The organism is Rhodococcus sp. BH5 (assembly GCF_027583855.1).
Lineage (GTDB): Bacteria > Actinomycetota > Actinomycetes > Mycobacteriales > Mycobacteriaceae > Rhodococcus_F > Rhodococcus_F qingshengii.
Genome location: NZ_JAJHVW010000003.1, coordinates 527,578 through 550,982 on the forward strand (window position 1 = coordinate 527,578; position 23,405 = coordinate 550,982).

General features: G+C 62.2%; 21 protein-coding genes. 13 read left to right on the forward strand and 8 right to left on the reverse strand.

All coding sequences use genetic code 11. The annotated features are described in order from the left end of the window. The first annotated feature begins 12 nt into the window (after positions 1-12). A complete protein-coding gene (locus tag RhoBH5_RS11490; protein ID WP_003946041.1) occupies positions 13-381 on the forward strand; it encodes a helix-turn-helix domain-containing protein in 369 nt (122 codons plus the stop codon). Here the strand turns inward: RhoBH5_RS11490 and RhoBH5_RS11495 are convergent, their stop codons facing one another. Beyond that, positions 382-969, reverse strand: coding sequence for an ATP-dependent Clp protease proteolytic subunit (locus RhoBH5_RS11495; protein WP_065351657.1), 588 nt, complete (start codon positions 967-969; stop codon positions 382-384). It lies immediately after the preceding gene. 4 nt (positions 970-973) lie between these two features. Beyond that, complete coding sequence (locus RhoBH5_RS11500; RefSeq protein ID WP_270008295.1) at positions 974-1,582, reverse strand: ClpP family protease; 609 nt, start codon at positions 1,580-1,582, stop codon at positions 974-976. A gap of 280 nt (positions 1,583-1,862) precedes the next feature. On the opposite strand from RhoBH5_RS11500, the gene RhoBH5_RS11505 reads away from it, so the two are divergent. After that, positions 1,863-2,657, forward strand: a complete 795-nt coding sequence (locus RhoBH5_RS11505; RefSeq protein ID WP_030537640.1) for an LLM class F420-dependent oxidoreductase — start codon at positions 1,863-1,865, stop codon at positions 2,655-2,657. On the opposite strand, the gene RhoBH5_RS11510 is transcribed toward RhoBH5_RS11505, so the two are convergent. The 3 genes from RhoBH5_RS11510 to RhoBH5_RS11520 are packed head-to-tail and all read right to left on the reverse strand — an operon-like array spanning position 2,579 to position 6,890. Further along, entirely contained in the window at positions 2,579-3,808 is a 1,230-nt protein-coding gene (locus RhoBH5_RS11510) for a CaiB/BaiF CoA transferase family protein (RefSeq protein WP_081558695.1), read from the reverse strand. The two genes, RhoBH5_RS11505 and RhoBH5_RS11510, sit on opposite strands and share 79 nt — an antisense overlap. Continuing rightward, the gene (locus RhoBH5_RS11515; protein ID WP_151098501.1) at positions 3,805-5,520 is read right to left on the reverse strand and encodes an acyl-CoA dehydrogenase family protein; all 1,716 of its coding nucleotides are present in this window, start codon (positions 5,518-5,520) and stop codon (positions 3,805-3,807) included. The genes RhoBH5_RS11510 and RhoBH5_RS11515 overlap by 4 nt, the downstream gene beginning before the upstream one ends. Next, positions 5,520-6,890, reverse strand: a complete 1,371-nt coding sequence (locus RhoBH5_RS11520) for an MFS transporter (protein WP_151098502.1) — start codon at positions 6,888-6,890, stop codon at positions 5,520-5,522. The genes RhoBH5_RS11515 and RhoBH5_RS11520 overlap by 1 nt, the downstream gene beginning before the upstream one ends. 146 nt (positions 6,891-7,036) lie before the next feature. Between RhoBH5_RS11520 and RhoBH5_RS11525 the strand changes: the two genes are divergently transcribed. Further along, a complete protein-coding gene (locus RhoBH5_RS11525; RefSeq protein WP_270008296.1) occupies positions 7,037-7,915 on the forward strand; it encodes a LysR family transcriptional regulator in 879 nt (292 codons plus the stop codon). Here RhoBH5_RS11525 and RhoBH5_RS11530 read toward each other — a convergent pair. The 3 genes from RhoBH5_RS11530 to RhoBH5_RS11540 are packed head-to-tail and all read right to left on the reverse strand — an operon-like array spanning position 7,912 to position 11,791. Next, a complete protein-coding gene (locus tag RhoBH5_RS11530; protein WP_270008297.1) occupies positions 7,912-9,603 on the reverse strand; it encodes an acyl-CoA dehydrogenase family protein in 1,692 nt (563 codons plus the stop codon). The genes RhoBH5_RS11525 and RhoBH5_RS11530 overlap by 4 nt on opposite strands. Before the next feature lie 10 nt (positions 9,604-9,613). Then, positions 9,614-11,119, reverse strand: coding sequence for a class I adenylate-forming enzyme family protein (locus tag RhoBH5_RS11535; RefSeq protein ID WP_151098504.1), 1,506 nt, complete (start codon positions 11,117-11,119; stop codon positions 9,614-9,616). 36 nt (positions 11,120-11,155) lie between these two features. Beyond that, positions 11,156-11,791 carry a TetR/AcrR family transcriptional regulator C-terminal domain-containing protein gene (locus tag RhoBH5_RS11540; RefSeq protein WP_030537647.1) on the reverse strand — a complete coding sequence of 212 codons (636 nt, stop codon included), beginning with the start codon at positions 11,789-11,791 and terminating at the stop codon, positions 11,156-11,158. Positions 11,792-11,967: 176 nt separating this feature from the next. Here RhoBH5_RS11540 and RhoBH5_RS11545 point away from each other — a divergent pair, with 176 nt between their 5' ends. The 10 genes from RhoBH5_RS11545 to RhoBH5_RS11590 all read left to right on the forward strand — a co-directional run bounded on the left by RhoBH5_RS11545 (position 11,968) and on the right by RhoBH5_RS11590 (position 23,404). Further along, on the forward strand, positions 11,968-12,948 hold the full coding sequence (locus tag RhoBH5_RS11545) for a helix-turn-helix domain-containing protein (protein ID WP_047270147.1): 981 nt from the start codon (positions 11,968-11,970) through the stop codon (positions 12,946-12,948). A 204-nt stretch (positions 12,949-13,152) separates the two neighbouring features. Next, positions 13,153-14,214 carry an aliphatic aldoxime dehydratase gene (oxdA, locus tag RhoBH5_RS11550; protein ID WP_151098505.1) on the forward strand — a complete coding sequence of 354 codons (1,062 nt, stop codon included), beginning with the start codon at positions 13,153-13,155 and terminating at the stop codon, positions 14,212-14,214. Positions 14,215-14,329: 115 nt separating this feature from the next. Further along, positions 14,330-14,698 (forward strand): ArsR/SmtB family transcription factor, encoded by a 369-nt coding sequence (locus RhoBH5_RS11555; RefSeq protein ID WP_007735244.1) that lies wholly within the window; start codon positions 14,330-14,332, stop codon positions 14,696-14,698. A gap of 44 nt (positions 14,699-14,742) precedes the next feature. Beyond that, a complete protein-coding gene (locus RhoBH5_RS11560; RefSeq protein WP_042924347.1) occupies positions 14,743-16,149 on the forward strand; it encodes a substrate-binding protein in 1,407 nt (468 codons plus the stop codon). A 114-nt stretch (positions 16,150-16,263) separates the two neighbouring features. Further along, entirely contained in the window at positions 16,264-17,829 is a 1,566-nt protein-coding gene (locus RhoBH5_RS11565; protein ID WP_151098507.1) for an amidase, read from the forward strand. Positions 17,830-17,902: 73 nt separating this feature from the next. Further along, positions 17,903-18,526 carry a nitrile hydratase subunit alpha gene (gene nthA / locus RhoBH5_RS11570; protein ID WP_003946052.1) on the forward strand — a complete coding sequence of 208 codons (624 nt, stop codon included), beginning with the start codon at positions 17,903-17,905 and terminating at the stop codon, positions 18,524-18,526. A gap of 26 nt (positions 18,527-18,552) precedes the next feature. Continuing rightward, on the forward strand, positions 18,553-19,191 hold the full coding sequence (gene nthB, locus RhoBH5_RS11575) for a nitrile hydratase subunit beta (protein ID WP_042450645.1): 639 nt from the start codon (positions 18,553-18,555) through the stop codon (positions 19,189-19,191). Positions 19,192-19,289: 98 nt separating this feature from the next. Then, positions 19,290-20,489 carry a zinc metallochaperone GTPase ZigA gene (zigA, locus tag RhoBH5_RS11580; protein ID WP_075835027.1) on the forward strand — a complete coding sequence of 400 codons (1,200 nt, stop codon included), beginning with the start codon at positions 19,290-19,292 and terminating at the stop codon, positions 20,487-20,489. 31 nt (positions 20,490-20,520) lie between these two features. Continuing rightward, on the forward strand, positions 20,521-21,435 hold the full coding sequence (locus RhoBH5_RS11585) for an SMP-30/gluconolactonase/LRE family protein (protein ID WP_030537653.1): 915 nt from the start codon (positions 20,521-20,523) through the stop codon (positions 21,433-21,435). A 151-nt stretch (positions 21,436-21,586) separates the two neighbouring features. Beyond that, positions 21,587-23,404 carry an ABC transporter substrate-binding protein/permease gene (locus tag RhoBH5_RS11590; protein ID WP_003946057.1) on the forward strand — a complete coding sequence of 606 codons (1,818 nt, stop codon included), beginning with the start codon at positions 21,587-21,589 and terminating at the stop codon, positions 23,402-23,404. The last annotated feature ends 1 nt before the right edge of the window (position 23,405 follow it).

Consider the following 23,405-nt stretch of genomic DNA (forward strand, 5'->3'; position numbering starts at 1 on the left):
AATACTCGGCCTATGGATGCGCCGCGCAGACTGGTCCTGGTCAAGGGTGAGTCGGAACTCCCCGATCCGGCTGTCGCCGTGCGCAAACCCCCGCTGATTCGTGAAGCCTACGGACGAGTGCTGCGGGAGGTCAGACGCGATCAGGACCGAACTCTCGACGACGTAGCCGCAAAGGTCGGGATGTCGAAGCAGTACCTCTCAGAGATCGAACGGGGCAAGAAGGAACCGTCGTCGGAAATTCTGCGCGCCATCTGCGAAGCGCTCGGGATGCCGCTCGAGCACCTGCTGTTCCGAGCGGGCAACAGGATCGTTGCGCTCAACTCCCTCACTTTCGGACATTCTCCCGCACCGATCTCCGGTCCCGTCCTGATGGCGGCCTGATCAGTTCCCTTCGATGAGGGTGTCAGCCAATCCGTAGGAGATAGCGTCGTCGGCAGTGAAGATTCTGTCGCGATCGGTGTCCTTACGGAGCCGCTCGACGCTCTGACCGGTGTGCATACTCAGAATCGCCTCGGTCTGCTCCCGGATTCTCAGGATCTCGGCTGCTTGAAGCGCGAGGTCCGAGATGGTGCCGCTACCTTGCGTCGACGGTTGATGCAGCAGCACCCGCGAATGGGCAAGAACATGCCGATGGCCCGGAGTGCCTGCGGCCAGAAGCACTGCAGCAGCCGAAGCCGCTTGACCCATGCAGTACGTCGAAATCGTCGGCTTCAAGAACTGCATGGTGTCGTAGATCGCGAGCATCGCCGTGGTGGAACCGCCGGGAGAGTTGATGTACAAACCGATTTCGCGATCCGGGTTGTCGGCTTGCAGATGCAGCATCTGAGCCATCACGACGTTGGCGACGCCGTCGTCGATCTCCGTGCCGAGAAAGACGATGCGTTCGTTGAGCAGCCTGCTGAAGATGTCGAAAGATCGCTCACCCGTTGGTGTTCGCTCGATGACACTGGGAATCGTGTACTGGGACATGACGTCACAATCCGATCTTGGGGAAGGTGGCTTGCGGTGCTATCTCGGCGAAGGACGTCACGACGCGGTCGACGATTCCGTACTCGCGCGCCTGCTCGGCGGTGAACCAGCGATCCCGATCGCTGTCGGTCTCGATCTCTTCGACGGTCCGGCCCGTTTCGGCGGCGAGGATTTCCTGCGATTGACGCTTCATCAGCTCGAGGCTCTCGGCCTGGATCGCAATGTCCACCGCAGTGCCACCGATACCCGCCGAAGGTTGGTGCATCATGATGCGGCTGTGCGCCAGGCTGATTCGTTTGCCGTGGGCGCCGGAGCAGAGGAGCACCTGGCCCATGCTGGCGGCGAAGCCCATCGCGACCGTCACGACGTCATTGGGGATGAGCTTCATCGTGTCGTAGATGGCCAGACCGGCAAACACCGATCCGCCAGGTGAATTGATGTACAGCACGACGTCGCGCTTGGGGTCGGTGGTGGCGAGGAGCACCAGTTCCGAACACACACGTTCGGCCATGGCGTCGTTGACCTCGCCGGTGAGCAGAATGGTTCGCTGTCGGAAGAGCCTGTCTGTCAACAGGTCACGGTAGCCGGTATCGGTGGGCGCTTCAGTAGTCATGAATCCATTCCTACCGGCGCTGCAGTGCCGCGGCCCCGCTTGTCTGCTGTGGGCAGACCACCCCTGTTTTTACCCGCCCCCTGTTGCCTGCCCCCCTTTGACTGCCCCCTGTTTGAGCGAACGGCACGTTCAGTCGATCTAAGGCGCCGAAAGTACCGTTCGCTCGAACAGGGGTGGGCACAAGATCGGGCAAACCCGTCACCGACGGCGGCGGTAGCGGTACCGCGCACACCCGGCCATGATGGGAGAAGACAACCATTCCTCTCGTCAGGAGCGTGGCATGACTCGTCCGGTACGCATCGGTGTTCAACTCCAACCCCAGCACGCACCCGATTACGGGTTGATACGCGACGCCGTCTTGCGGTCCGAGGACGCCGGGGTGGACATCGTCTTCAACTGGGACCACTTCTACCCGTTGACCGGCGATCCCGACGGCGCACACTTCGAATGCTGGACCATGCTCGGCGCCTGGGCCGAGCAGACCGAACGCGTCGAGATCGGCGCCCTGGTCACCGGTGGTGGCTACCGCAATCCGGATCTGCTGGCCGACATGGCGCGAACCGTCGACCACATCAGCGGTGGGCGCCTGATCCTCGGTATCGGTGCCGGCTGGTTCGAGAAGGACTACGACCAGTTCGGATACGACTTCGGCACTCCCGGTTCACGGCTGAAACTGCTTGGCGAATACCTCCCCCGCATCACGGGCCGCCTGGCGAAGGGCAACCCGCCGCCGACGCGCAACATCCCGGTCCTCATCGGCGGTGGCGGCGAGAAGAAGACCCTGCGCTTGGTCGCCGAGTACGCCGACGTCTGGCACAGCTTCGGCGACCGTGAGACACACCTGCGCAAGTCAGACATCCTCTCCGACCACTGCGCCGACGTGGGCCGGAACCCGCTGGAAGTAGAGCACTCGGTTCCGTGGCCTGGGCTCGAAAATGCAGCCGACCTGGTCGCCGACGGTGTCTCACTCTTCACCGTCGGCGTCAGCGGACCGGACTACGACCTCACGACGCTTGCCGAGGCCATCGGTTGGCGCGACGACAACACGCCGCCTGCGTTGAGCGGGCTGGCCTGAGCGGTACCAAGGACTTCGTCGTTGTCGGCGCCGAGAACGGGCGGCGCCGACGTCAGACGTGGCCTCTGGCCGGAGAAGTTGACCGGAAAGGCCACTTGCTTCAACGGTCCGAGCGTCGGATGGTCGACGGTTCCGACCATGCCGAGCGCGGCGGTGTGGGGATCGGAGTAGATCTCGTCGAGATGCCGGATCGGTGAGACCGGTACGGCGCGTTCGGCGAGAAGAGCGCACCAGTGTTCGACGGTCTCCGATGCGAAGGCGCTGGTGAGTTCTCGTTCCAGACTCTCGCGGTTCTCCACCCTGTCGCGGTTGTGGGCAAAACGCGGATCGGTGACCAGTTCACTCCTTCCGATGGCCTCGCACAGCGACGCCCACATCGCGTCGTTGCCGACAGCGACGACGAAGTACCCGTCACTGGCAGGAAATGCTTGATACGGAGCAAGATTCGGATGACCGGAGCCCAACGCAGTCGGGCGCTCACCGGTGGCGAAGTAACTGGTCGCCCAGTTCACGTGCATCGCGAGTTGGCACTCGTACAGCGACGTGGTCACGTACTGTCCGCGCCCGGTCCGGCCTCGCTCGACCAATGCAGCCAGGACACCGACCAGTCCGAAAAGCGCTGCGCCCAAGTCTCCCAACGCAAACCCGGATTTCATCGGAGCACCACCCGGTTCACCGGTGAGCGACATGAGCCCACCCGCGGCCTGCGCGATCATGTCGTACCCCGGTTCGTCGCGCAGCGGTCCTTCTTCACCGAAGGCAGAGATGTGCAGGGTGATCAGATGCGGGTATCGCTCGGACAGTGCCTGGTAGTCGAAGATCTTCTGTAATCCGCTGCCCGGCTTGAAGTTCTCCACGACCACATCGGTCTCTTCGAGCATGCGGTGGATGATCTCCTGTCCTTCGGTGGACTTGAGGTCGATCGTGACCGACTTCTTGCCGCGGTTGATCGCGAGGTAGTAGGCGGCATCTACGCCGACGAAGGGAGGCCCCCACGAACGCGTGGGGTCGCCGCCTTCAGGGTGTTCGATCTTGGTGACGTCGGCTCCGAGATCGGCAAGCGACATGGTTGCGTACGGCCCGGCAAGGATCTTCGACAGATCGAGCACGCGGACACCAGCCAAGGGTGTGGGGCCTGTTGGAGAATTCACTGGTGAACCCCTGCTACGGAGAGGAACTCGGCTACGACGTCACGTGCATCATCCAGCTCGACGTCACCGCCGTCGGTGATCACGTCGAGATTGCCGAGTGCAGCCGACGGCACCTTCCCCACAAGACCGGCCAGGTAGGAATTCGCCACCAGCAGTGACCGGTACCCATTACCGTGTCGGATGCCGTGGTCCGCAAGGTCGAAGAGCAGGGTCGCCATGACGGTACAAGCCAACTCGTCGGAGTACCTTGCACTCGCAGCCTGCGCGGCATCGTCAGATCCGGAGATCAGACGATCTCCTTCATCGACCAGTTCCTCCCAGCGCCGCAACAGAACTCCGGACCCGGCTTCGCAATCCGGTCCGACGGTGGACAGGATGTCGGTCATCGCTTCCGCGACCGTGCGGTGCGAGTTGAACTTGCGTAGGCACCGAAGTACGTCCAGCGCAATGACATTGCTCGAGCCTTCCCAGATCGAGCCCAAGTGGGCATCCCGCACTAGTCGCGCGTTGGCCCATTCCTCGATGTAGCCGTTTCCTCCGCGCACCTCCATGGCCTCGCCGGTGACCACCCGCGCGCGTTTGCAGACAAAGTGTTTGGCGATCGGTGTCAGCACCCTGATCAGTGCGCGCGCCTGTTCGTCGCCGCCGTCTGCTGCCTGAAGACACTGTGCGCTGTACGCGACCAGGGCCAGCGAAGCCTCGGCATCGAGTGCAAGGGGAAGAAGCGTCGCCCGCATCAGCGGCTGGTCGAAGAGCTTCTTACCGAACACGACTCGACTCTTCGAATGTTCGACGGCTTCGCGGACTGCTCGGCGCATGAGAGCGCTCGAACGCATCGCATTGGACAGGCGAGACGTGTTGACCATCTCCGCCATCTGGCGGAATCCTCGATCGAGTTCGCCGACCTGGAGTGCGTGCGCGCGGTTCAGCGTCACCTCGCCGCTCGGCATGGAACGCGTACCCAGCTTGTCCTTGAGACGATCGATCGTGAGGTTGTTGCGCTCGCCGGATCCCAAGGTCTTGGGCACCATGAACATTCCGACTCCACGCGTCGAACCATCCTGTCCGCCCGGGAATCTCGCGAGGGTGATGATCACATCGGCATCCGGGTTGGAGGCGAACCACTTCTTGCCCGTCAGAACCCATCCGTCACCGTCGCGCTCGGCGCGTGTTTCGGTGCAGGCGATGTCGGTGCCTGCCTGAATCTCGGTCATGAACATCGCACCCGTCTTCGCCTGCCCGGGGTCCGTCGACGTCAACGCGTCGATCCAGGGCGAGAACACGGCCGGATCACCGAACATACGCAGGGTCCGCGCAGCAGCATCTGTCATCGACACCGGGCAGGCCAGCCCGAACTCTGCCTGCACGAAGATGTATGACGCGAGATACTTCGCGAGTGGCGGATGCACGGAGTCCCATCCGTGCAACCCTTTTCGGTGCGACATGGCGGACAGGCCGTACTCGTTGTACGCCGCCCGGCACAGTTCCAGGTAGGCCGGGTGATAGGAAATCCGGTCGACGCGGTCACCGGCCTTGTCGAATTGCTGCAGCACCGGCGGGTTCTTGTCCGCGATGTCGGCAAGCTCGGACAAACGGCCGGCGGCATCTCGGCCCAGTCGGTCGAGCAATCCGTTCAACGTCTCTCGGTCCGCCCCGGCGGTCCATCTGTCCACTACCGCTGTCAGAGCGGGGTCGGTGTGTGCAAAGTTCATCAGTGGTCAACGCCTTTCAGGGTGGAAACATCGGTCATGTTCGAGGAGCTCGTCGAATCCGGCCCTTGCGCGTGCAGCGCACTCCTGCGCAGCAAAGCAGTCATACAGACAAGGGAGAGAACGACATACACGAGCCCTAGAGCTACGACCGGCCAGATCGAGTTGGTTCGCGTCAGCAGATACTGGCTGACCATCGGGGCCGTTCCGGCAAAAACGGCGGTCGACAATTGGTACGACAGAGAGATGCCGGTATACCGAACATTGGTGGGGAAAACCTGCGCCAGGATGCCGGCCAACGCGGCGTAATACATTGCGTGAGGCGCCGTCGCGAGGACCATACCCAGAATCGCCAAGGGCACGGAGCCCGTCTGAACCAGCACGAACATCAGTGGTAGGAGCACGATCTCCGGAAGCAGCATCCAACGGACCGCTTTCGACGGATCGATCCGCGTGGCCAGCACAGCGCCGAAAGGCTGTACGAGCGCCTGGGCTACCAGTGCCACGGTGATCACGAGGAGGAAGTCACTACGCTCGAAGCCGAGATCCGTTGTCGCCCAAGAGAGCGCAAAAGTTGTCTTGACGTACGTGATGGCAACACCGGCAACCACAGCGCCGACGCCGAGAGCAAGTTCGACGGGATGCGACCGCAACACTTCGACCAGCGGCATCCGTGTACGCTCCTGTGCCGCAACAGCCTTCTTCATCTCGGGCGTCTCGGAGATGTGCAACCGGATGTAGAGAGCGACGATCACCAAAGCTGCGGATCCGAGGAACGGCAGACGCCAACCCCACGACTCGAACACGGAATCCGACATCAACGTCAGGCCGAGGAAGGCCAGCGTCGCGAGCAGGTTGCCGACCGGTGAACCCTGCTGCGCAAACGCACCGTAGAGCACCTTTTTCTTCGGGGGAGCGAACTCGGTGGCGATCAATACGGCGCCGCCCCATTCGCCGCCCATGGCAATGCCCTGGAGAACACGCAGTGCCACAAGCAGTATCGGTGCCCAGATCCCGATCTGGGAGTACGTAGGGAGGAGACCGACACCGACAGTTCCCAACCCCATGAGCGCGAGGGTGATGATCACGGCGTTCTTGCGACCGAACTTGTCTCCGAAATGACCGAACACCACTCCGCCGACCGGACGAGCCACGAATCCCACGGCAAAAGTCGCGAAGGCTGCGAGTGTCCCCACCGCCGGCGACGCATCCGGGAAGAACAGCGGGCCGAGCACCAAGGCGGATGCGGTTCCGTAGATGTAGAAGTCGAACCATTCGATGGTCGTTCCGACAAACGCCGTGATTCCGGCCTTGCGTGCCTGTTTGGTGTTGTATTCAGGCGGATTGGTGTCTTGACCTGGGTTTTGATCCACGGTTCTCCCTGATTCTCGCGTCGGGCATCACCAAGGGATGCAATGTGAGGCGTGAATCACTATCGTCCGAAATCCATGTAGAGTCCAAGACTTAGTTCGACTCATTTATGTGGGAGAACCACATAATGAAGACCGGGAGGAGCGACATGGAATTGCGTCAGCTGCGCGCGTTTCTCGCAGTCGCCGACGAACTTCATTTCGGCCGGGCCGCCGAGCGACTCCACATCGGGCAGTCCCCGCTCAGCCAGACCATTCGGGCGCTCGAGCGCGAACTCGGCACCGACCTGTTTGTCCGGACCACCAGATCAGTGCAATTGACCGCAGCCGGCGAAGCCTTGGTCACGCCCGCACGAATCATCGAAGCGCAGATCGCCGTGGTACGAGAAATCGAATCGGCCGCGTCGACTGGCGAGACGGGCCGTGTCACAGTGGGTTTCGGCGGAACAGGCGGCTACACCGTCCTGTCGGCCCTCACACGGTCCTTGGCCGACTCCCATCCGGGAATCGAACTGGAACTACGGCCGCAGATGTACTCGGGTGAGGTGCTCGACGCTCTCCGACGCGGAGCACTGGACATGGGCATAGTCGGCCTGCCCATTCCGCGCGGATTCGAGACTCACACTGTGCGGGAGGAAACCTTGATGGTCGCGGTTCCGGCCAGGCATCACCTCGGTACGCATGACTCGGTGTCACCGGAAGACCTGGCAACCGAGCGATTCGTGATGTATCCCGCCGAGCACGGCTCGGTGGTGCGCGATGCAACGTTGTCCGTTTGCGCCACAGCAGGTTTCACGCCCACCATCGCACACGAAGCCCCCGATCCGTACAGCCTGTTGGCCATGGTCGGAGCGGGGGTCGGGATCGCCGTCGTCGTGGAGTCGACGGCGCATCTGTCCATGGACGGGGTCGTGTACCTGCCGATCGCCGGGGCCACGCCCACGCTGAAAATCGCGATGGCATGGCGACCCAACAATCCGACGCCGGCAGTACACACCGTCACCAGGGTACTGAGGGAGCAGCCTTAGGCTCTCGCGAGAATTCCGGCGAAATCTGTTCCCACAGGCAGAGTTCCGTACTCGTGACCACGGTCGGCGCCGAGGCGAGCGGCAATGAACGCATCGGACGAGGCGGCCGGGGAGTGGCGCACCATGAGCGAAGCCTGCAGTGCCAACGCCATAGCCTCGACGACGGTCCGAGCGCGGAGTTGAGCGTCGGCAGGTGCCATCGTGGCGAGCTCACCGAGTTGGCGTCGTACCCGATCGAGGTGCTGATCGAGGACCGGGTTGTTGCCGCGGGCGAGGTTGACCTCGTGGTCGAAGGCGGCAACGGAGTCGGGTTCACGGGTCATCGCGCGCAGGACGTCGAGCGCGATGACGTTGCCCGACCCCTCCCACACGGCCATGACGGGCTGCTCACGGTAGCGACGGGCAAGCGGGAAGTCCTCGGTGTAACCGTTGCCACCCAGGCACTCGAGGGCTTCGTAGGAGTGGTGCGGGCCGCGCTTGCAGATCCAGTACTTCGCAACAGCCGTCGCGAGTCGGCGGAACGCCTTTTCCTGCTCATTCGCGTCCTCGTCCTGCGCACGGGCCAATCGCAGTGCGGTGATGGTCGCGGCCTCGGATTCGAGAGCCAGATCGGCAAGCACCGAGGTCATCGCCGGCTGATCTGCCAGGACGGCACCGAAAGCGCTGCGGTGCCGTGCATGCCACACCGCTTCGGCGACCGACTGACGCATACCTGCCGTGCTGCCGAGGATGCAGTCGAGTCGCGTCTGGGACACCATTTCGATGATGGTCCGCACGCCACGACCCGGTTCGCCGATCATGGTGCCGACGGTGCCGTCGAGTTCGATCTCGGACGACGCGTTGGACTTGTTGCCCAGCTTGTTCTTCAGACGCTGGATACGGAAGACGTTGCGTGTGCCGTCAGGCAGGATGCGGGGGAGAAGGAAGCAGGAAAGTCCCTCGCCGGCAGCACCTTCGGCCTGAGCGAGAACCAGGAAGGCGTCAGACATCGGCGCGGAGCAGAACCACTTGTGTCCGGTGAGGAGGTAGTCCGCACCCGGGCCGCCACGTCCGGCCGGCTTGGCGATGGTCGTGTTGGCTCGCACGTCGGAGCCACCCTGCTTTTCCGTCATCGACATTCCGAAGATCGCGGATGCCTTTCCGGGAGCATCCAACTCGGGGGTGTAACTCCGAGAAAGGGCACGCGGGGTCCAGATGGCGGCTACATCGGGTTGCAGCTCGAGCGAGGGGATCACAGCGTGCGTCATGGAGATTGGGCACGCGTGGCCCGGTTCGACCTGGGAGAACAGCATGAATGCCGCGGCCCGAGCCACGTTGGCACCCGGCTTGGGGTCAGCCCAGGCAGAGGTGTGAGCACCGTGCGCAACGGCGGCAGAGATGATCCGGTGATACGACGGATGGTATTCGACCTCGTCGATGCGGTTTCCCCAGCGATCGAAGGTCTTCAATTCGGGGATCACCGTGTTGGCCAGCTCGGCGTCGTGATGGAACCCGGCACTACCGACCAGTTCACCGATATCGGTGAGTTCACTGGTGGCCCAATCGGCGTCGTGACGCGCGACGCCTTCGGCCAGGACCGTATCGAGCAGGAACTCGTTGACGTCCGTGCGCGGTACCGACTGGTTGAGCACTGCATGGGTGCGATGCGGAGCCGGGTGGGTGACGGTCTTCTCGGAAATATCAGTCATGACAGGCCTTTCAGCTCGCTGCGCGGATGAGGTGCTTCTGGATCTTGCCGGTCGGTGTACGCGGAAGAATCGTCGCGAACACCACTTCACGCGGAATCTTGTAGCGCGCCAACTTGTCCGAGAGGTAGTCCTTGATGTCGTCGGCGCTGATGACATCCGGTTCACGCCAGACGACGTGCGCGACGACGGTCTCGCCCCATTCTTCGTTGGGTTTTCCGACAACGGCGACGTCGACGACGTCCGGGTGGCCGGAGATCACGTCCTCGACCTCCTTGGAGTAGACGTTCTCGCCGCCCGTGATGATCATGTCCTTCGCGCGGTCGACGATGAAGAGGTAGCCGTCCGCATCCTTGCGCGCCAGATCGCCGGTGCGGTACCAACCGCCGTCGGCAAATGCAGCCTTCGTGGCAGCGGGGTCGTCGAGGTACCCCTGCATGACGGTGTCGGCGCGCAGCCAGATCTCACCGATCTGATCGGGCTCCGCGTCGGTGCCGTCATCGGCAACCAGGCGCAGGTCGACGCCGGCCAGCGCGACGCGGCCGATCGAGCCCGCCTTGCTCAACTGCTCTTCGGGGTACAGCACGGTGCCCACTGGCCCGGTCTCGGTCATGCCGTAGACCTGCCGGAATTCGGTGGTGCCGTACGACTCCACCAGTCGCCGAGCGACATCCGCACCGATCGGTCCCCCGCCGTACAACCACGCACGAACGCTTCCGAGGTTGTAGTCGGCAAAGTTCGGCACGAGGTTGAGTGCAGTGGTGTAGATGACCGGCGGGCCGAAGCAGAGGGTAATGCGTTGTTCCTGAACTGTTTCCAGGAATTTGACGGGATGGTACTCGCGCAGCAGCACGACGGTTCCGCCCATGTAGAGCGTGGACATGAACCAGTTGTTGAGCGGGGAAGCGTGCCAGATCGGGACGGCCATGAGCAGTCGCTCGTCCCGAGTCGTCGACACGGCGAGGGCCGCGGTGACGGCAACACCGACGACGTTGCGGTGGCTGTGGACGCAGCCTTTGGGCGAGCCGGTAGTCCCCGAGGTGTAGAGGATTTCAGCCGGATCGTTCTCGTCGATGTCGATACCGTCGACGCCCTCCTGGCGGGTGATGGCGTCGTCGAAGAAGTCGAAACCGTCTGCGACAGAGTCCGTGCTGATCAGCTTGGCCGTTGTCTCCAGTCGACCGACAACCGGCGCCAACTCACCGTCGAAGACGCACACCGACACCTTCGCGTGCTCCAGCACGTAGGCAACTTCCGGAGTCTGCATCTTGTGATTGATGGGGACCACGACGGCGCCCAAGCGCCAGGCACCGAGCATCGCGTACACGAATCCCGGAGTGTTGTAACACATCAGCGCGACGCGGTCACCCGGCTGCACGCCCAGCGACTGCAAATAGCCCGCGGCACGTCGACTTCCCTCCTGAACCTGGGAGTACGTGTGATCGTGACCATCGAATATCAGGAAGGGTTTGTCCGGGGTCTTGGTGACGTTGCTGTCGAATACGCGAACGATATCCATCGAAGTCCTTGTCGGAGAATCACGCTCGAAGAGAGTTCATTCCATCGAGCTGTTGAGTACGGCGTCGGGTATCTGGAGGGTGGCGAAGATGACGGCAACCGCCTCCTCGAGGGAGTAGCCGAAGCTCTCGCCGGTGGCAGTCTTCTGGATGACGAGGCCGAAGATCGCAGACCAGAAGGCCTTGGACTCGACGTCGATGCCCGCGCGCAGCTGCCAGCCGGTGCGGATCAAGGTACGGAGGAGGGCGGTTTCGCCCGAGGAGTGCAGAGTGCGAAGCGTTTCGGAGATCAGGTCGCGGAGTTCACCACGACGACCCGTCATCATCATCGCTTCCACGAACAGTTCGACACTGGGAGCGCCCGAGCCCAGGAGGGATCCGACCAGCTTCTCGGTGTAATCGCCGACCGTGTCGGCGTCGGCGGCATCGACCTCGGCACGCTTGCCTGCGCGCAGAACGGCCGCGCACGCCACCTCGACGAAGAGCTTTTCTTTGGAGCCGTAGTAGTAGGTCACCTGGTTGGGATGGGCGCCGGCGGCCGTGCAGATCTGCGCGATGGAGACGCTGTCGCCGTGCTCGAGGAACAGCTCGGTTGCGGCGTTGAACAGCGCCATGCGCGTCTGCTTGCCCGACTCACGCGTCGCGCGCGCTGCGGGAACTGCCTCGGTGGCCATCACGAACTCCTACTTGTTTGTACGACAAACAATAACTCGGCGTTGTTTGTATGGCAAACAATTTCTTCCCGACGCGATGACATGTCGACTTCTATCGACATGTCTGATGTGCGGGATTACTCTCTGAACATCGAGCACCCGAGAACTTCGGCTTTTCTGCGAGGAGGCGCCCTGCAATGCTCGCGCGATCCGGCTTCTCCCTGCCCACACGCACGACTCTCACGGGCGACTGGGCAGATTTGTTGCGCGAGCATTTTGTCGCGCTCGACGTATCCGATATCGGAGACGGCGATCGATTCAGCGGGGCCGTCCACTCGGCCCAACTCGCACACGTTCGGGTATCCGCAGTTCAATCGATGGAACAACGAATAGTCCGTAGCAACAGCCTGATCAAGAGCGACGGCGCGGACTATCTGCAGATCGGGATGATCCGCCGCGGTAGCGCGGTAGTGCGCCAAGACGACCGCGAATGCGTCCTGCGACGTGGCGACTACGTCCTGTACGACACCACGCGCCCCTTCGATTGGCAGATCGAGGGACACGCACACGACGGCATCTGGGGACTCGAGGTGTTCACCTGGCCACGGTCGTACCTGTCGCTCAGCGACGCGGAAGTCACGAGCCTGACCGCCATCGCCTTCGACGGACACGCGGGCCTGAGTGGCCTGCTCGGTCGCTTTCTTCACGATCTTGCCTCCGTCCGCATGACGTCCGACGCAAGCGGAGACGAAGAGGAAGTCGTCAACGAGATCGGCAACCTGGTCAAGTCCGTTCTTCACACAACTGCGCGACCGATCACCTCGCGGCGAACCAGCCTCTACGAATCCGCCCTGTCGGTCATAGACGCCCGCATCGCAGACCCGGCCCTGTCTCCGGTGGACATCGCGGGATCGGTCAAAGTCTCCATTCGGCAGTTGCACCGAGCCTTCGCCGAACACGGCACGACGGTGTCACGGTCGATTCGCAGCCGTCGACTCGACGGTTGCCGTCGTGAGATCGTGCAACGACACGGAGTAGAGCGGTCGCTGACCCAGATTTCTCACCGCTGGGGATTCACCGACCTGGCCGCCTTCAGTCGAGCCTTCAAGGCGGAATTCGGGATCAGCCCGCGGCGGTACCGGTCGCAAGCAGCGGCCCCCACAAGTACTACCCGCTGATCTGTAACATCTTCGGACACTTACCCATTGAACATGGTGTTCAAAATTTTCTGTCGCCGAAGCGTATCCACAATTCTTGGCACGGTAGGCCAAGCATCGGGCGCTGACGGCCAAGTTTGCTCGGCTGAGCGGGCGTAGATTTTCGGCACGGCGTTGCCAAGTGCCAGGCACCCGATTCGACCACCTACATCACAGGGAGCACTCATGGAATCTGCAATCGGCGAACACCTTCAATGCCCGCGCACTCTGACCAGGCGGGTCCCGGATACCTATACGCCACCGTTTCCCATGTGGGTCGGGCGCGCAGACGACACATTGCACCAGGTCGTGATGGGCTATCTCGGCGTGCAGTTCCGCGGCGAGGATCAGCGCCCGGCAGCACTGCGGGCGATGCGGGATATCGTCGCCGGCTTCGACTTGCCGGACGGACCGGCACACCACGATCTCACCCATCACATCGACAACCAGGGCTACGAGAACCTGATCGTGGTCGGTTACTGGAAAGATGTTTCTTCCCAACATCGTTGGAGCACATCACCTCCAGTGTCCTCCTGGTGGGAGTCCGGAGACCGCCTGTCGGACGGATTGGGGTTCTTCCGCGAGATCGTGGCACCGAGAGCCGAACAATTCGAAACGCTCTACGCGTTCCAAGACGACCTCCCCGGGGTGGGAGCTGTCATGGACGGTGTCAGCGGCGAAATCAACGAGCACGGCTACTGGGGTTCGATGCGCGAGCGGTTTCCGATCTCCCAAACCGACTGGATGCAGGCCTCGGGCGAACTGCGGGTCGTCGCCGGTGACCCCGCCGTAGGTGGACGCGTAGTAGTGCGGGGACACGACAACATCGCACTGATCAGGTCCGGGCAGGACTGGGCCGACGCGGAAGCAGACGAGCGCAGCCTCTACCTGGACGAAATCCTGCCCACTCTTCAATCGGGCATGGACTTCCTCCGCGACAACGGCCCGGCCGTCGGGTGCTACAGCAACCGATTCGTACGCAATATCGACATCGACGGAAACTTCCTCGACTTGAGCTACAACATCGGCCACTGGGCCTCCCTCGACCAACTCGAACGGTGGTCGGAATCCCACCCGACCCATCTACGGATCTTCACGACGTTCTTCCGGGTGGCCGAGGGCCTGTCGAAATTGCGTCTCTACCATGAGGTCTCGGTATTCGATGCCGCCGATCAGCTCTACGAGTACATCAATTGCCATCCCGGGACCGGAATGCTGCGCGACGCGGTGATCACCGCCGAGCACTGACCGAAGTCGCCGGCAATCTTCGGCCACATTCTTTCCCTCGGAGGCAACTCGAGATATGTTGACGGGTGTCGACATATCTCAGTAGAGACCATCGAGGAAGCGCGGACAGCAGACAGTGACTACTCAACGAAACGAAGAGTTGGCGTTTGCTGTGCTGGCCGACCAAGTGCGTCGACAGATTCTCGACACGCTGGCTACACACGGCGAGTGCAACGCGGGCTTCATCAGCGATCAAATTTCGACGGTCGGTCGCACCACGGTATCCACACATCTCAAGGCGCTGCGGTTGTCCGGCGTGATCGTCGAACGGCGTCAAGGACGTCATCGCCTGTTCTCGATAGATCCATCGGGGCCCGCCAACGATGCACTCCAGTTCCTGCGCGACGTCCTCGGGCGAGCGCTGGAAGCAGGTTCGAACGCCTCCGAGTTGCCGGCCACTGCGACTGAGGATTCAGACGTCGCATCGGTGCGTCGCCGAGCGTGAGGCCTTGTTGAGCCCCAGCACCTATTTCAGGCAGGAAGTAGAACGTGCCAGGTCTCTCTGTAACGGCACAGATCGTGACGACCGACCCACCAGGGTCAGCCTTCGAGCGCCTCGAAACGGGGCAACTGCTCGAACTCGAATGTGAGCAACTGACGGTCGGGGCCGCTGCCGCCATCTCCCTTCCCGTCGGCGACGGCGCACGCGCAGAGCCAGCCGGAATGCCGATCACGCTGTTGGGATACGTCGCCGGCGTGAAGCGGGGCCGATCGGTCGTGATCGTGCACCACCAACCGTGGCGCGGCCGCCTGACGATCCGGTTCTTTCCCGACGGCGCCGGGACCCGGATCGTTCTCGAGTCCAGCCTCGATCAGGACGGCATTTCCTGGCTTGCCAACAAGCGCGGATTCGCTCCACCCGAACCTCCGCGTTCCGACCGACATCGGATCGGGCTGCTGGTCAGCAAATCCGGCCCGGCAGCTGTATTCGCCCAGGCGACAGAAACACTCGCAGCCCTGGCCGTGGAAGAAATCAATGCCGACGGCGGCGTCGGCGGCGTTCTCGTCGACTTGGTGATCGGCGATGACGCTTCCGACTCGGCGGCCGGAGCGGCGACCGCACTGCGATTGGTGAAAAGCGGATGTCGCGCCGTTTTCGCGTGCGTGACATCGTCGACCTTCAATGCCGCTGCATCTGCATTGCAGAACACCGGTGTGCTGTTGGTGCACACAGTTCTCAACGAGGGAGGTCGATCGCGTCCGGGAGTCCTTCGATTGGGTGAGCGACCACTCGACCAGACGCGAGCAGGTATACCCGCAATGATGTCCGAGACCGGTTCTCGCACTTGGTTCCTGGTCGGCCAGCAGTATTCGTGGTCGTTCGGAGCGCATTGGGCGGCCCGGCGTGTGATCGCCGAATCCACAGGTTCGGTGGCCGGCGAAGTCTACGTACCGTTGGGGACAACCGACTTCTCACGCATCATCGAGTCGATAGCCGACTCCGGGGCCGAACTGATTCTTTCCACCCTGGTGGGCCATGACGAGGTCTTCTTCGAACGACAATGCGCCCAGCACGGACTGCGGGCCACCACGCGGACGTTTGCATTGGTCCTCGACGAGGCCACTCAGCAGCTCATCGGCAATTCCGATGCTGACGGAGTCTGGGCGGCATTCGGCTACTTTCAATCCGCAGCCGGCGATCACGACCTCGAAAAGCGATACAGCGCGAGCTCGAACGAACTCCTGCCTCCGCTCAGTTCCCTGTCGGAGACAACGTACGAAGCGATCGTCGCTTACGCACGCGCCGTCGAACGAACGTCGGCAGGCGATCCGGAAACAGTACTTCGGCAGCTTGTCACGACATCGAAAAGCTCTACGAACAACGGTGTTCCACTGCATCGACCGATTCTGCTCGCTGAATCACGCCGTGGGCGCCTGTACCCCCGCTCTCTCTGAGCGCGCGTAACCCGAACTTAACGAGTCAATATGTCGATACCTATTGACGCAATTATGGATCCGGCCCTAGTCTGAAAGACAAGTGAAGCCGATCACATCAGGAGCACACTTCTCATGGCGACAATCCGACCTGACGACAATGCAATAGACACCGCCGCAAGGCATTACGGCATCACTCTCGACCAATCAGCCCGGCTCGAGTGGCCGGCACTGATCGACGGAGCACTGGGCTCCTACGACGTCGTCGACCAGTTGTACGCCGACGAGGCAACCCCGCCGACCACGTCACGTGAGCACACGGTGCCAACAGCGAGCGAAAATCCTTTGAGCGCTTGGTATGTGACCACAAGCATCCCGCCGACGTCGGACGGCGTCCTGACCGGCCGACGCGTGGCGATCAAGGACAACGTGACCGTGGCCGGAGTTCCGATGATGAACGGGTCTCGGACAGTAGAGGGGTTCACTCCGTCTCGCGACGCGACTGTGGTCACTCGACTACTGGCGGCCGGTGCAACCGTCGCGGGCAAAGCTGTGTGTGAGGACCTGTGTTTCTCCGGTTCGAGCTTCACACCGGCAAGCGGACCGGTCCGCAATCCATGGGACCCACAGCGTGAAGCAGGTGGATCATCCGGTGGCAGTGCGGCTCTCGTCGCAAACGGTGACGTCGATTTTGCCATCGGCGGGGATCAGGGTGGATCGATCCGGATCCCGGCGGCATTCTGCGGCGTCGTCGGACACAAGCCGACGTTCGGGCTCGTCCCGTATACCGGTGCATTTCCCATCGAGCGAACAATCGACCATCTCGGCCCGATCACACGCACGGTCCACGATGCCGCACTGATGCTCTCGGTCATCGCCGGTCGCGACGGTAACGACCCACGCCAAGCCGACAGCGTCGAAGCAGGTGACTATCTGTCCACCCTCGACTCCGATGTGGATGGTCTGCGAATCGGGATCGTTCGAGAAGGTTTCGGGCACGCGGTCTCACAGCCCGAGGTCGACGACGCAGTCCGCGCAGCGGCACACAGTCTGGCCGAAATCGGTTGCACGGTAGAGGAAGTAAACATCCCGTGGCACCTACATGCTTTCCACATCTGGAACGTGATCGCCACGGACGGTGGTGCCTACCAGATGTTGGAAGGCAACGGATACGGCATGAACGCCGAAGGTTTGTACGATCCGGAACTGATGGCACACTTTGCTTCTCGACGCCTTCAGCACGCCGACGCTCTGTCCGAAACCGTCAAACTGGTGGCTCTGACCGGCCACCACGGCATCACCACCCTCGGCGGCGCGAGCTACGGCAAAGCCCGGAACCTCGTACCGCTCGCCCGCGCCGCCTACGACACTGCCTTGAGACAATTCGACGTCCTGGTGATGCCCACACTGCCCTACGTCGCATCCGAATTGCCGGCGAACGACGTGGATCGTGCAACCTTCATCACGAAAGCTCTCGGGATGATCGCCAACACAGCACCATTCGACGTGACCGGACATCCGTCCCTGTCCGTTCCCGCCGGCCTGGTGAACGGGCTTCCGGTCGGAATGATGATCACCGGCAAGACCTTCGACGATGCGACGGTCCTCCGGGTCGGGCGCGCATTCGAAAAGCTTCGCGGCGCGTTTCCGACGCCTGCCGACCACATCTCCGACTCTGCACCACAACTCAGCCTCACCTAGTTCTGTATCCGCACTTGCACAACAAATTCCACCGATTCACACATGATCAGCCCGCATAGAAAAGGTGAACCAGATGTCAGTAACGATCGACCACACAACGGAGAACGCCGCACCGGCCCAGGCGCCGGTCTCCGATCGCGCGTGGGCCCTGTTCCGCGCACTCGACGGTAAGGGATTGGTACCCGACGGTTACGTCGAAGGATGGAAGAAAACCTTCGAGGAGGACTTCAGTCCAAGGCGCGGAGCGGAATTGGTCGCGCGGGCTTGGACCGACCCCGATTTCCGGCAACTGCTTCTCACCGACGGTACCGCCGCGGTTGCCCAGTACGGATATCTGGGCCCCCAGGGCGAATACATCGTGGCAGTCGAAGACACCCCGACCCTCAAGAACGTGATCGTGTGCTCGCTGTGTTCATGCACCGCGTGGCCCATTCTCGGCCTGCCCCCTACCTGGTACAAGAGTTTCGAATACCGTGCGCGAGTGGTGCGTGAGCCACGGAAGGTTCTCTCCGAGATGGGAACCGAGATCGCGTCGGACGTCGAGATCCGCGTCTACGACACCACCGCCGAAACTCGCTACATGGTTCTCCCGCAACGTCCCGCAGGCACCGAAGGCTGGAGCCAGGAACAGCTTCAGGAGATCGTCACCAAGGACTGCCTGATCGGCGTCGCAGTCCCGCAGGTCCCCACCGTCTGATCACCCCGACAAGAAAGAAGCACACCATGGATGGAGTACACGATCTTGCCGGAGTTCAAGGCTTCGGCAAAGTCCCGCATACCGTCAACGCCGACATCGGCCCCACCTTCCACGCCGAGTGGGAACACCTGCCGTACAGCCTGATGTTCGCCGGTGTCGCCGAACTCGGGGCATTCAGCGTCGACGAAGTTCGATACGTCGTCGAGCGGATGGAACCACGCCACTACATGATGACCCCGTACTACGAGAGGTACGTCATCGGCGTCGCGACACTGATGGTCGAAAAGGGAATCCTGACGCAGGAAGAACTCGAAAGCCTTGCAGGGGGACCGTTCCCACTGTCGCGGCCCAGCGAATCCGAAGGGCGTCCGGCACCCGTCGAGACGACCACCTTCGAAATCGGTCAGCGAGTACGCGTGCGCGACGAGTACGTTCCGGGGCATATTCGAATGCCTGCGTACTGCCGCGGACGAGTGGGAACCATCTCTCATCGGACTAGCGAGAAGTGGCCGTTTCCCGACGCAATCGGCCACGGGCGCAACGACGCCGGCGAAGAACCGACGTACCACGTGAAGTTCGCCGCCGAGGAATTGTTCGGTAGCGACACCGACGGCGGCAGCGTCGTAGTCGACCTTTTCGAGGGTTACCTCGAGCCTGCGGCCTGATCGTCCAACATTCCGGGCTGCGGTCACGCGATCACAGCGTTTCGCGTGACCGCCGCCTGATCACAGCAATTCTCTCATTCGGAAGGACACTGGAAATCATGGTCGACACACGACTTCCGGTCACGGTGCTGTCAGGTTTCCTGGGCGCCGGGAAGACGACACTACTCAACGAGATCCTGCGAAATCGAGAGGGTCGGCGGGTCGCGGTGATCGTCAACGACATGAGCGAAATCAACATCGACAGTGCAGAAGTCGAGCGTGAGATCTCGCTCAGTCGCTCCGAAGAGAAACTGGTCGAGATGACCAACGGCTGCATCTGCTGCACTCTGCGAGAGGATCTTCTTTCCGAGATCAGTGCCTTGGCCGCCGATGGCCGATTCGACTACCTACTCATCGAATCTTCGGGCATCTCCGAACCGCTGCCTGTCGCAGAGACGTTCACATTCATCGATACCGACGGCCACGCCCTCGCCGACGTCGCCCGACTCGACACCATGGTCACCGTCGTCGACGGCCACAGTTTTCTGCGCGACTACACGGCTGGTGGCCGCGTCGAAGCCGATGCCCCGGAAGACGAACGAGACATCGCGGATCTGCTTGTCGATCAGATCGAATTTGCCGACGTCATCCTGGTGAGCAAGGCCGATCTCGTCTCGCACCAGCACCTGGTCGAATTGACCGCAGTCCTGCGCTCTTTGAACGCATCCGCTGCGATAGTTCCGATGACGCTCGGTCGCATCCCACTCGACACGATTCTCGACACCGGTTTGTTCTCACTCGAAAAGGCTGCACAGGCCCCCGGATGGTTACAAGAACTCCAAGGTGAACACATCCCCGAAACCGAAGAGTACGGAATCGGTTCGGTGGTGTACCGCGAGCGCGCACCCTTCCACCCCCAACGGCTGCATGATTTCCTCAGCAGCGAGTGGACCAACGGAAAGTTACTTCGGGCCAAGGGCTACTACTGGAATGCCGGCCGGTTCACCGAGATCGGGAGTATTTCTCAGGCCGGTCATCTCATTCGCCACGGATACGTCGGCCGTTGGTGGAAGTTTCTACCCCGTGACGAGTGGCCGGCCGACGATTACCGTCGTGACGGAATCCTCGACAAGTGGGAAGAACCCGTCGGAGACTGCCGACAAGAACTCGTCTTCATCGGCCAAGCCATCGACCCGTCTCGACTGCACCGAGAACTCGACGCGTGTCTACTCACCACAGCCGAGATCGAACTCGGGCCAGACGTGTGGACCACCTGGAGCGACCCCCTGGGCGTCGGCTATACCGACCAGACCGTTTGATATTGGTCCGGCTTGCCGTAAGTTGTGCGCAATGGGGGTATCACGCAACCGAACTCGGGCGTTGTTGATCGTCGCGGCGATCGCAGCCGGGACCGTGGCCGCGGTGACGCCGGCGGGGGCCACCTGGACAGTCGCGCCGATGTGCGGCGAGTGGCGGGTCGAAACCGTAGCGCAAGGGTTGGAACAGCTCGAAAACCTCGAGCCCGATGACAACGGCGGGTTCTACCTCTCCGGCGAGTCGAAGATCTATCACGTCGACGCCGCAGGACAGGTACGAACTGTCCTCGACGACATGGCTGCCCCTGGCGGTTTGCAACTCGACGGTTCGAGGCTGTCCTTCCTCACCAGACAGGACGGCAAGCTGTGGCACCTGGACACCTCGACGGATCAGCTGTCCGCACCCGTCGACTTCGCGGGCAACGGCCTGCTCCGGCTTCCCGACGGCGATCTGCTGACCACGTGGGTCGGAACAGAAGGAGGTCCGCCAAAGGGCGTCTCGCGCTATCTGCACGACTCCGGAGCCGTCGTTCCCAATTGGTCGACAGTGCCGCGTTCGGAGGGACTCGCGCTCAGTCCGGATCATCGAGCCGTGTACACCGATGACCTGTTCACCGGTCAGATCATTCGAGTGCCCTTGGATACCCCTGACGCGTGGACAGTTGTAGCGACGGTCCCGAGCCTGATACCCGGACTCGACGATCTGACCATGTCGCAGGATGGAATGCTCTACGCCGCTGCTCACGTCGAAGGCTCGATCTATCGCGTACACCCTGAAACCGGCACTTCCTGCGTCGTCGCTTCGGGTCTGTCGAATGGGTGGAACGGGCCGAGTTCAGTGCGTATAGGACAGGACGGCGACGGCTGGGCGCTCTACGTCACCGGCTTCGACGGAACGCTGCGTCGCCTGGTACCTCCGTCGGGCGTCGAACTCGCACCCGTCCGCTGACGCCGATCTCTACGGCACGAGATTCCCCGACCTGGCGATACTTAAAATCACGCTGATTTGAAGGCATGCCCGCAGCGCAACGGCCCCTTGTCCGAAAACTGTCAACAGTTCTACACGGAGAAATGGCTACCCTTAGGTTTACGCTGCACGCATGTTTTCTTCCGTCGCAGCGAAGATCCGCCTGGTGGTGGCACTGCTCCTCACTGCCCTCCTGGCGCTGACTCTGTCATCGTGCTCGAGTGGCTCGGATTCGTCGGCAGCCCCCACAGACCTGTGTGCACCTCCAGGAGTGGGAGCTGCAACCGCGGCGCCCACCAATCTGGACGCGGCAGCGGGTGCGGGCGCCGAAGACCGCTACACCACGGCCACCGTCACCCCTGTCGATCAGATCGACACCTCGAAGCTGAATCTGATCAAACCCGGGGTCATCACGGTCGGCACGCTCGGTGACGCGCCCCCGAGCATCTGCGTCAACTCCGAGAATCAGTACACCGGATACGACAACGAGCTGCTGAAGGCCGTCGCGGACAAGCTGGGCCTGAAGGTCGAGTTCGTCGGCACCGAGTTCGCCGGGCTTCTCGCCCAGGTTGCCGGTCGACGCTTCGACGTCGGCTCGTCGTCCATCACCACCACGGACGACCGTCGCAACACCGTCGGCTTCACCAACGGTTACGACTTCGGATACTTCTCCCTCGTCGTGCCTAACGGCAGCCCGATCACCGGCTTCGGAGACCTGGACGCATCAAAGCGCATCGGCGTCGTACAGGGAACCGTGCAGGACGACTACGTCGTGAACACGCTCAAGCTCGATCCCGTGAAGTTTCCCGACTACGCCACGGCGTACGCGAACCTCAAGTCCGGACAGATCGACGCCTGGGTAGCTCCGTCTCAGCAGGCCGAAGGTGCAATCGCTCCCGGTGATCCGACCTCGATCATCCAGAACACCTTCTCGGTCAACAACTTCGTCGGCTGGGCGGTGAACAAGGAAAACCAGCCGCTGATCGACGCCCTCAACTCCGGCCTCGACGCAGTCATCGACGACGGAACCTGGTCTCAGCTGTACGCCGACTGGGTACCGCGCCAACTCCCTGAAGGCTGGAAGCCCGGATCCAAGGCCGCGGCCACTCCGGAACTGCCCGACTTCGCAGCCATTGCCGCGGAAAACGCAGCAAACGGCGACGGTGGCGATACCGCGTCGTACCAACCGAAGTCGACGCTCGAACAGCTCAAGGACACGTTCTTCGACTGGGATCTGTACAAGAAGGCATTCCCCGATCTCCTCAAGACCGGTCTTCCCAACACCCTGATCCTTGCGCTCGCGTCCGGCATCATCGGCACGATTCTCGGCATGCTGCTCGCTGTCGCCGGTATCTCGCGCACCCGTTGGCTGCGCTGGCCGGCCCGCGTCTACACCGACATCTTCCGTGGCCTGCCCGCAGTCGTCATCATCTTGATCATCGGGCTCGGCGTCGGACCGATCGTCAAGGGAATCACCGGTAGCAATCCGTACTGGCTCGGTGTCGCGGCGCTGTCCCTGCTCGCGTCGGCATACATCGGTGAGATCTTCAGATCCGGAATCCAGAGCGTCGAGTCCGGGCAGCTCGAGGCTTCACGTGCCCTCGGTTTCAGCTACCGAAAGTCCATGTCGCTGGTCGTCATCCCGCAGGGTGTACGACGCGTTCTGCCGGCGTTGATGAACCAGTTCATCTCGCTGATCAAGGACTCGTCGCTGATCTACTTCCTCGGTCTGCTCGTCACCCAGCGGGAACTCTTTGCCGTCGGACGTGATCTCAACGCCCAGACCGGCAGCCTGTCCCCGCTCGTTGCGGCAGGCTTGTTCTACCTTGCTCTGACCATCCCGCTGACGCACCTCGTCAACTACATCGACAACCGACTCCGGACCGGACGCGCCGACACTTCAGGCACGTTGGATCCGCTCGAGCAGGCCATCGTCGTGGAAAGGGGCTGAG

Coding starts and splice junctions, on each gene's coding strand:
- RhoBH5_RS11490 (WP_003946041.1), top strand. CDS start 13: ATGGATGCGCCGCGCAGACTGGTCCTGGTCAAGGGTGAGTCGGAACTC.
- RhoBH5_RS11495 (WP_065351657.1), bottom strand. CDS start 969: ATGTCCCAGTACACGATTCCCAGTGTCATCGAGCGAACACCAACGGGT.
- RhoBH5_RS11500 (WP_270008295.1), bottom strand. CDS start 1,582: ATGACTACTGAAGCGCCCACCGATACCGGCTACCGTGACCTGTTGACA.
- RhoBH5_RS11505 (WP_030537640.1), top strand. CDS start 1,863: ATGACTCGTCCGGTACGCATCGGTGTTCAACTCCAACCCCAGCACGCA.
- RhoBH5_RS11515 (WP_151098501.1), bottom strand. CDS start 5,520: ATGAACTTTGCACACACCGACCCCGCTCTGACAGCGGTAGTGGACAGA.
- RhoBH5_RS11525 (WP_270008296.1), top strand. CDS start 7,037: ATGGAATTGCGTCAGCTGCGCGCGTTTCTCGCAGTCGCCGACGAACTT.
- RhoBH5_RS11530 (WP_270008297.1), bottom strand. CDS start 9,603: ATGACTGATATTTCCGAGAAGACCGTCACCCACCCGGCTCCGCATCGC.
- RhoBH5_RS11535 (WP_151098504.1), bottom strand. CDS start 11,119: ATGGATATCGTTCGCGTATTCGACAGCAACGTCACCAAGACCCCGGAC.
- RhoBH5_RS11540 (WP_030537647.1), bottom strand. CDS start 11,791: ATGGCCACCGAGGCAGTTCCCGCAGCGCGCGCGACGCGTGAGTCGGGC.
- RhoBH5_RS11545 (WP_047270147.1), top strand. CDS start 11,968: ATGCTCGCGCGATCCGGCTTCTCCCTGCCCACACGCACGACTCTCACG.
- oxdA (WP_151098505.1), top strand. CDS start 13,153: ATGGAATCTGCAATCGGCGAACACCTTCAATGCCCGCGCACTCTGACC.
- RhoBH5_RS11565 (WP_151098507.1), top strand. CDS start 16,264: ATGGCGACAATCCGACCTGACGACAATGCAATAGACACCGCCGCAAGG.
- nthA (WP_003946052.1), top strand. CDS start 17,903: ATGTCAGTAACGATCGACCACACAACGGAGAACGCCGCACCGGCCCAG.
- nthB (WP_042450645.1), top strand. CDS start 18,553: ATGGATGGAGTACACGATCTTGCCGGAGTTCAAGGCTTCGGCAAAGTC.
- zigA (WP_075835027.1), top strand. CDS start 19,290: ATGGTCGACACACGACTTCCGGTCACGGTGCTGTCAGGTTTCCTGGGC.
- RhoBH5_RS11585 (WP_030537653.1), top strand. CDS start 20,521: ATGGGGGTATCACGCAACCGAACTCGGGCGTTGTTGATCGTCGCGGCG.
- RhoBH5_RS11590 (WP_003946057.1), top strand. CDS start 21,587: ATGTTTTCTTCCGTCGCAGCGAAGATCCGCCTGGTGGTGGCACTGCTC.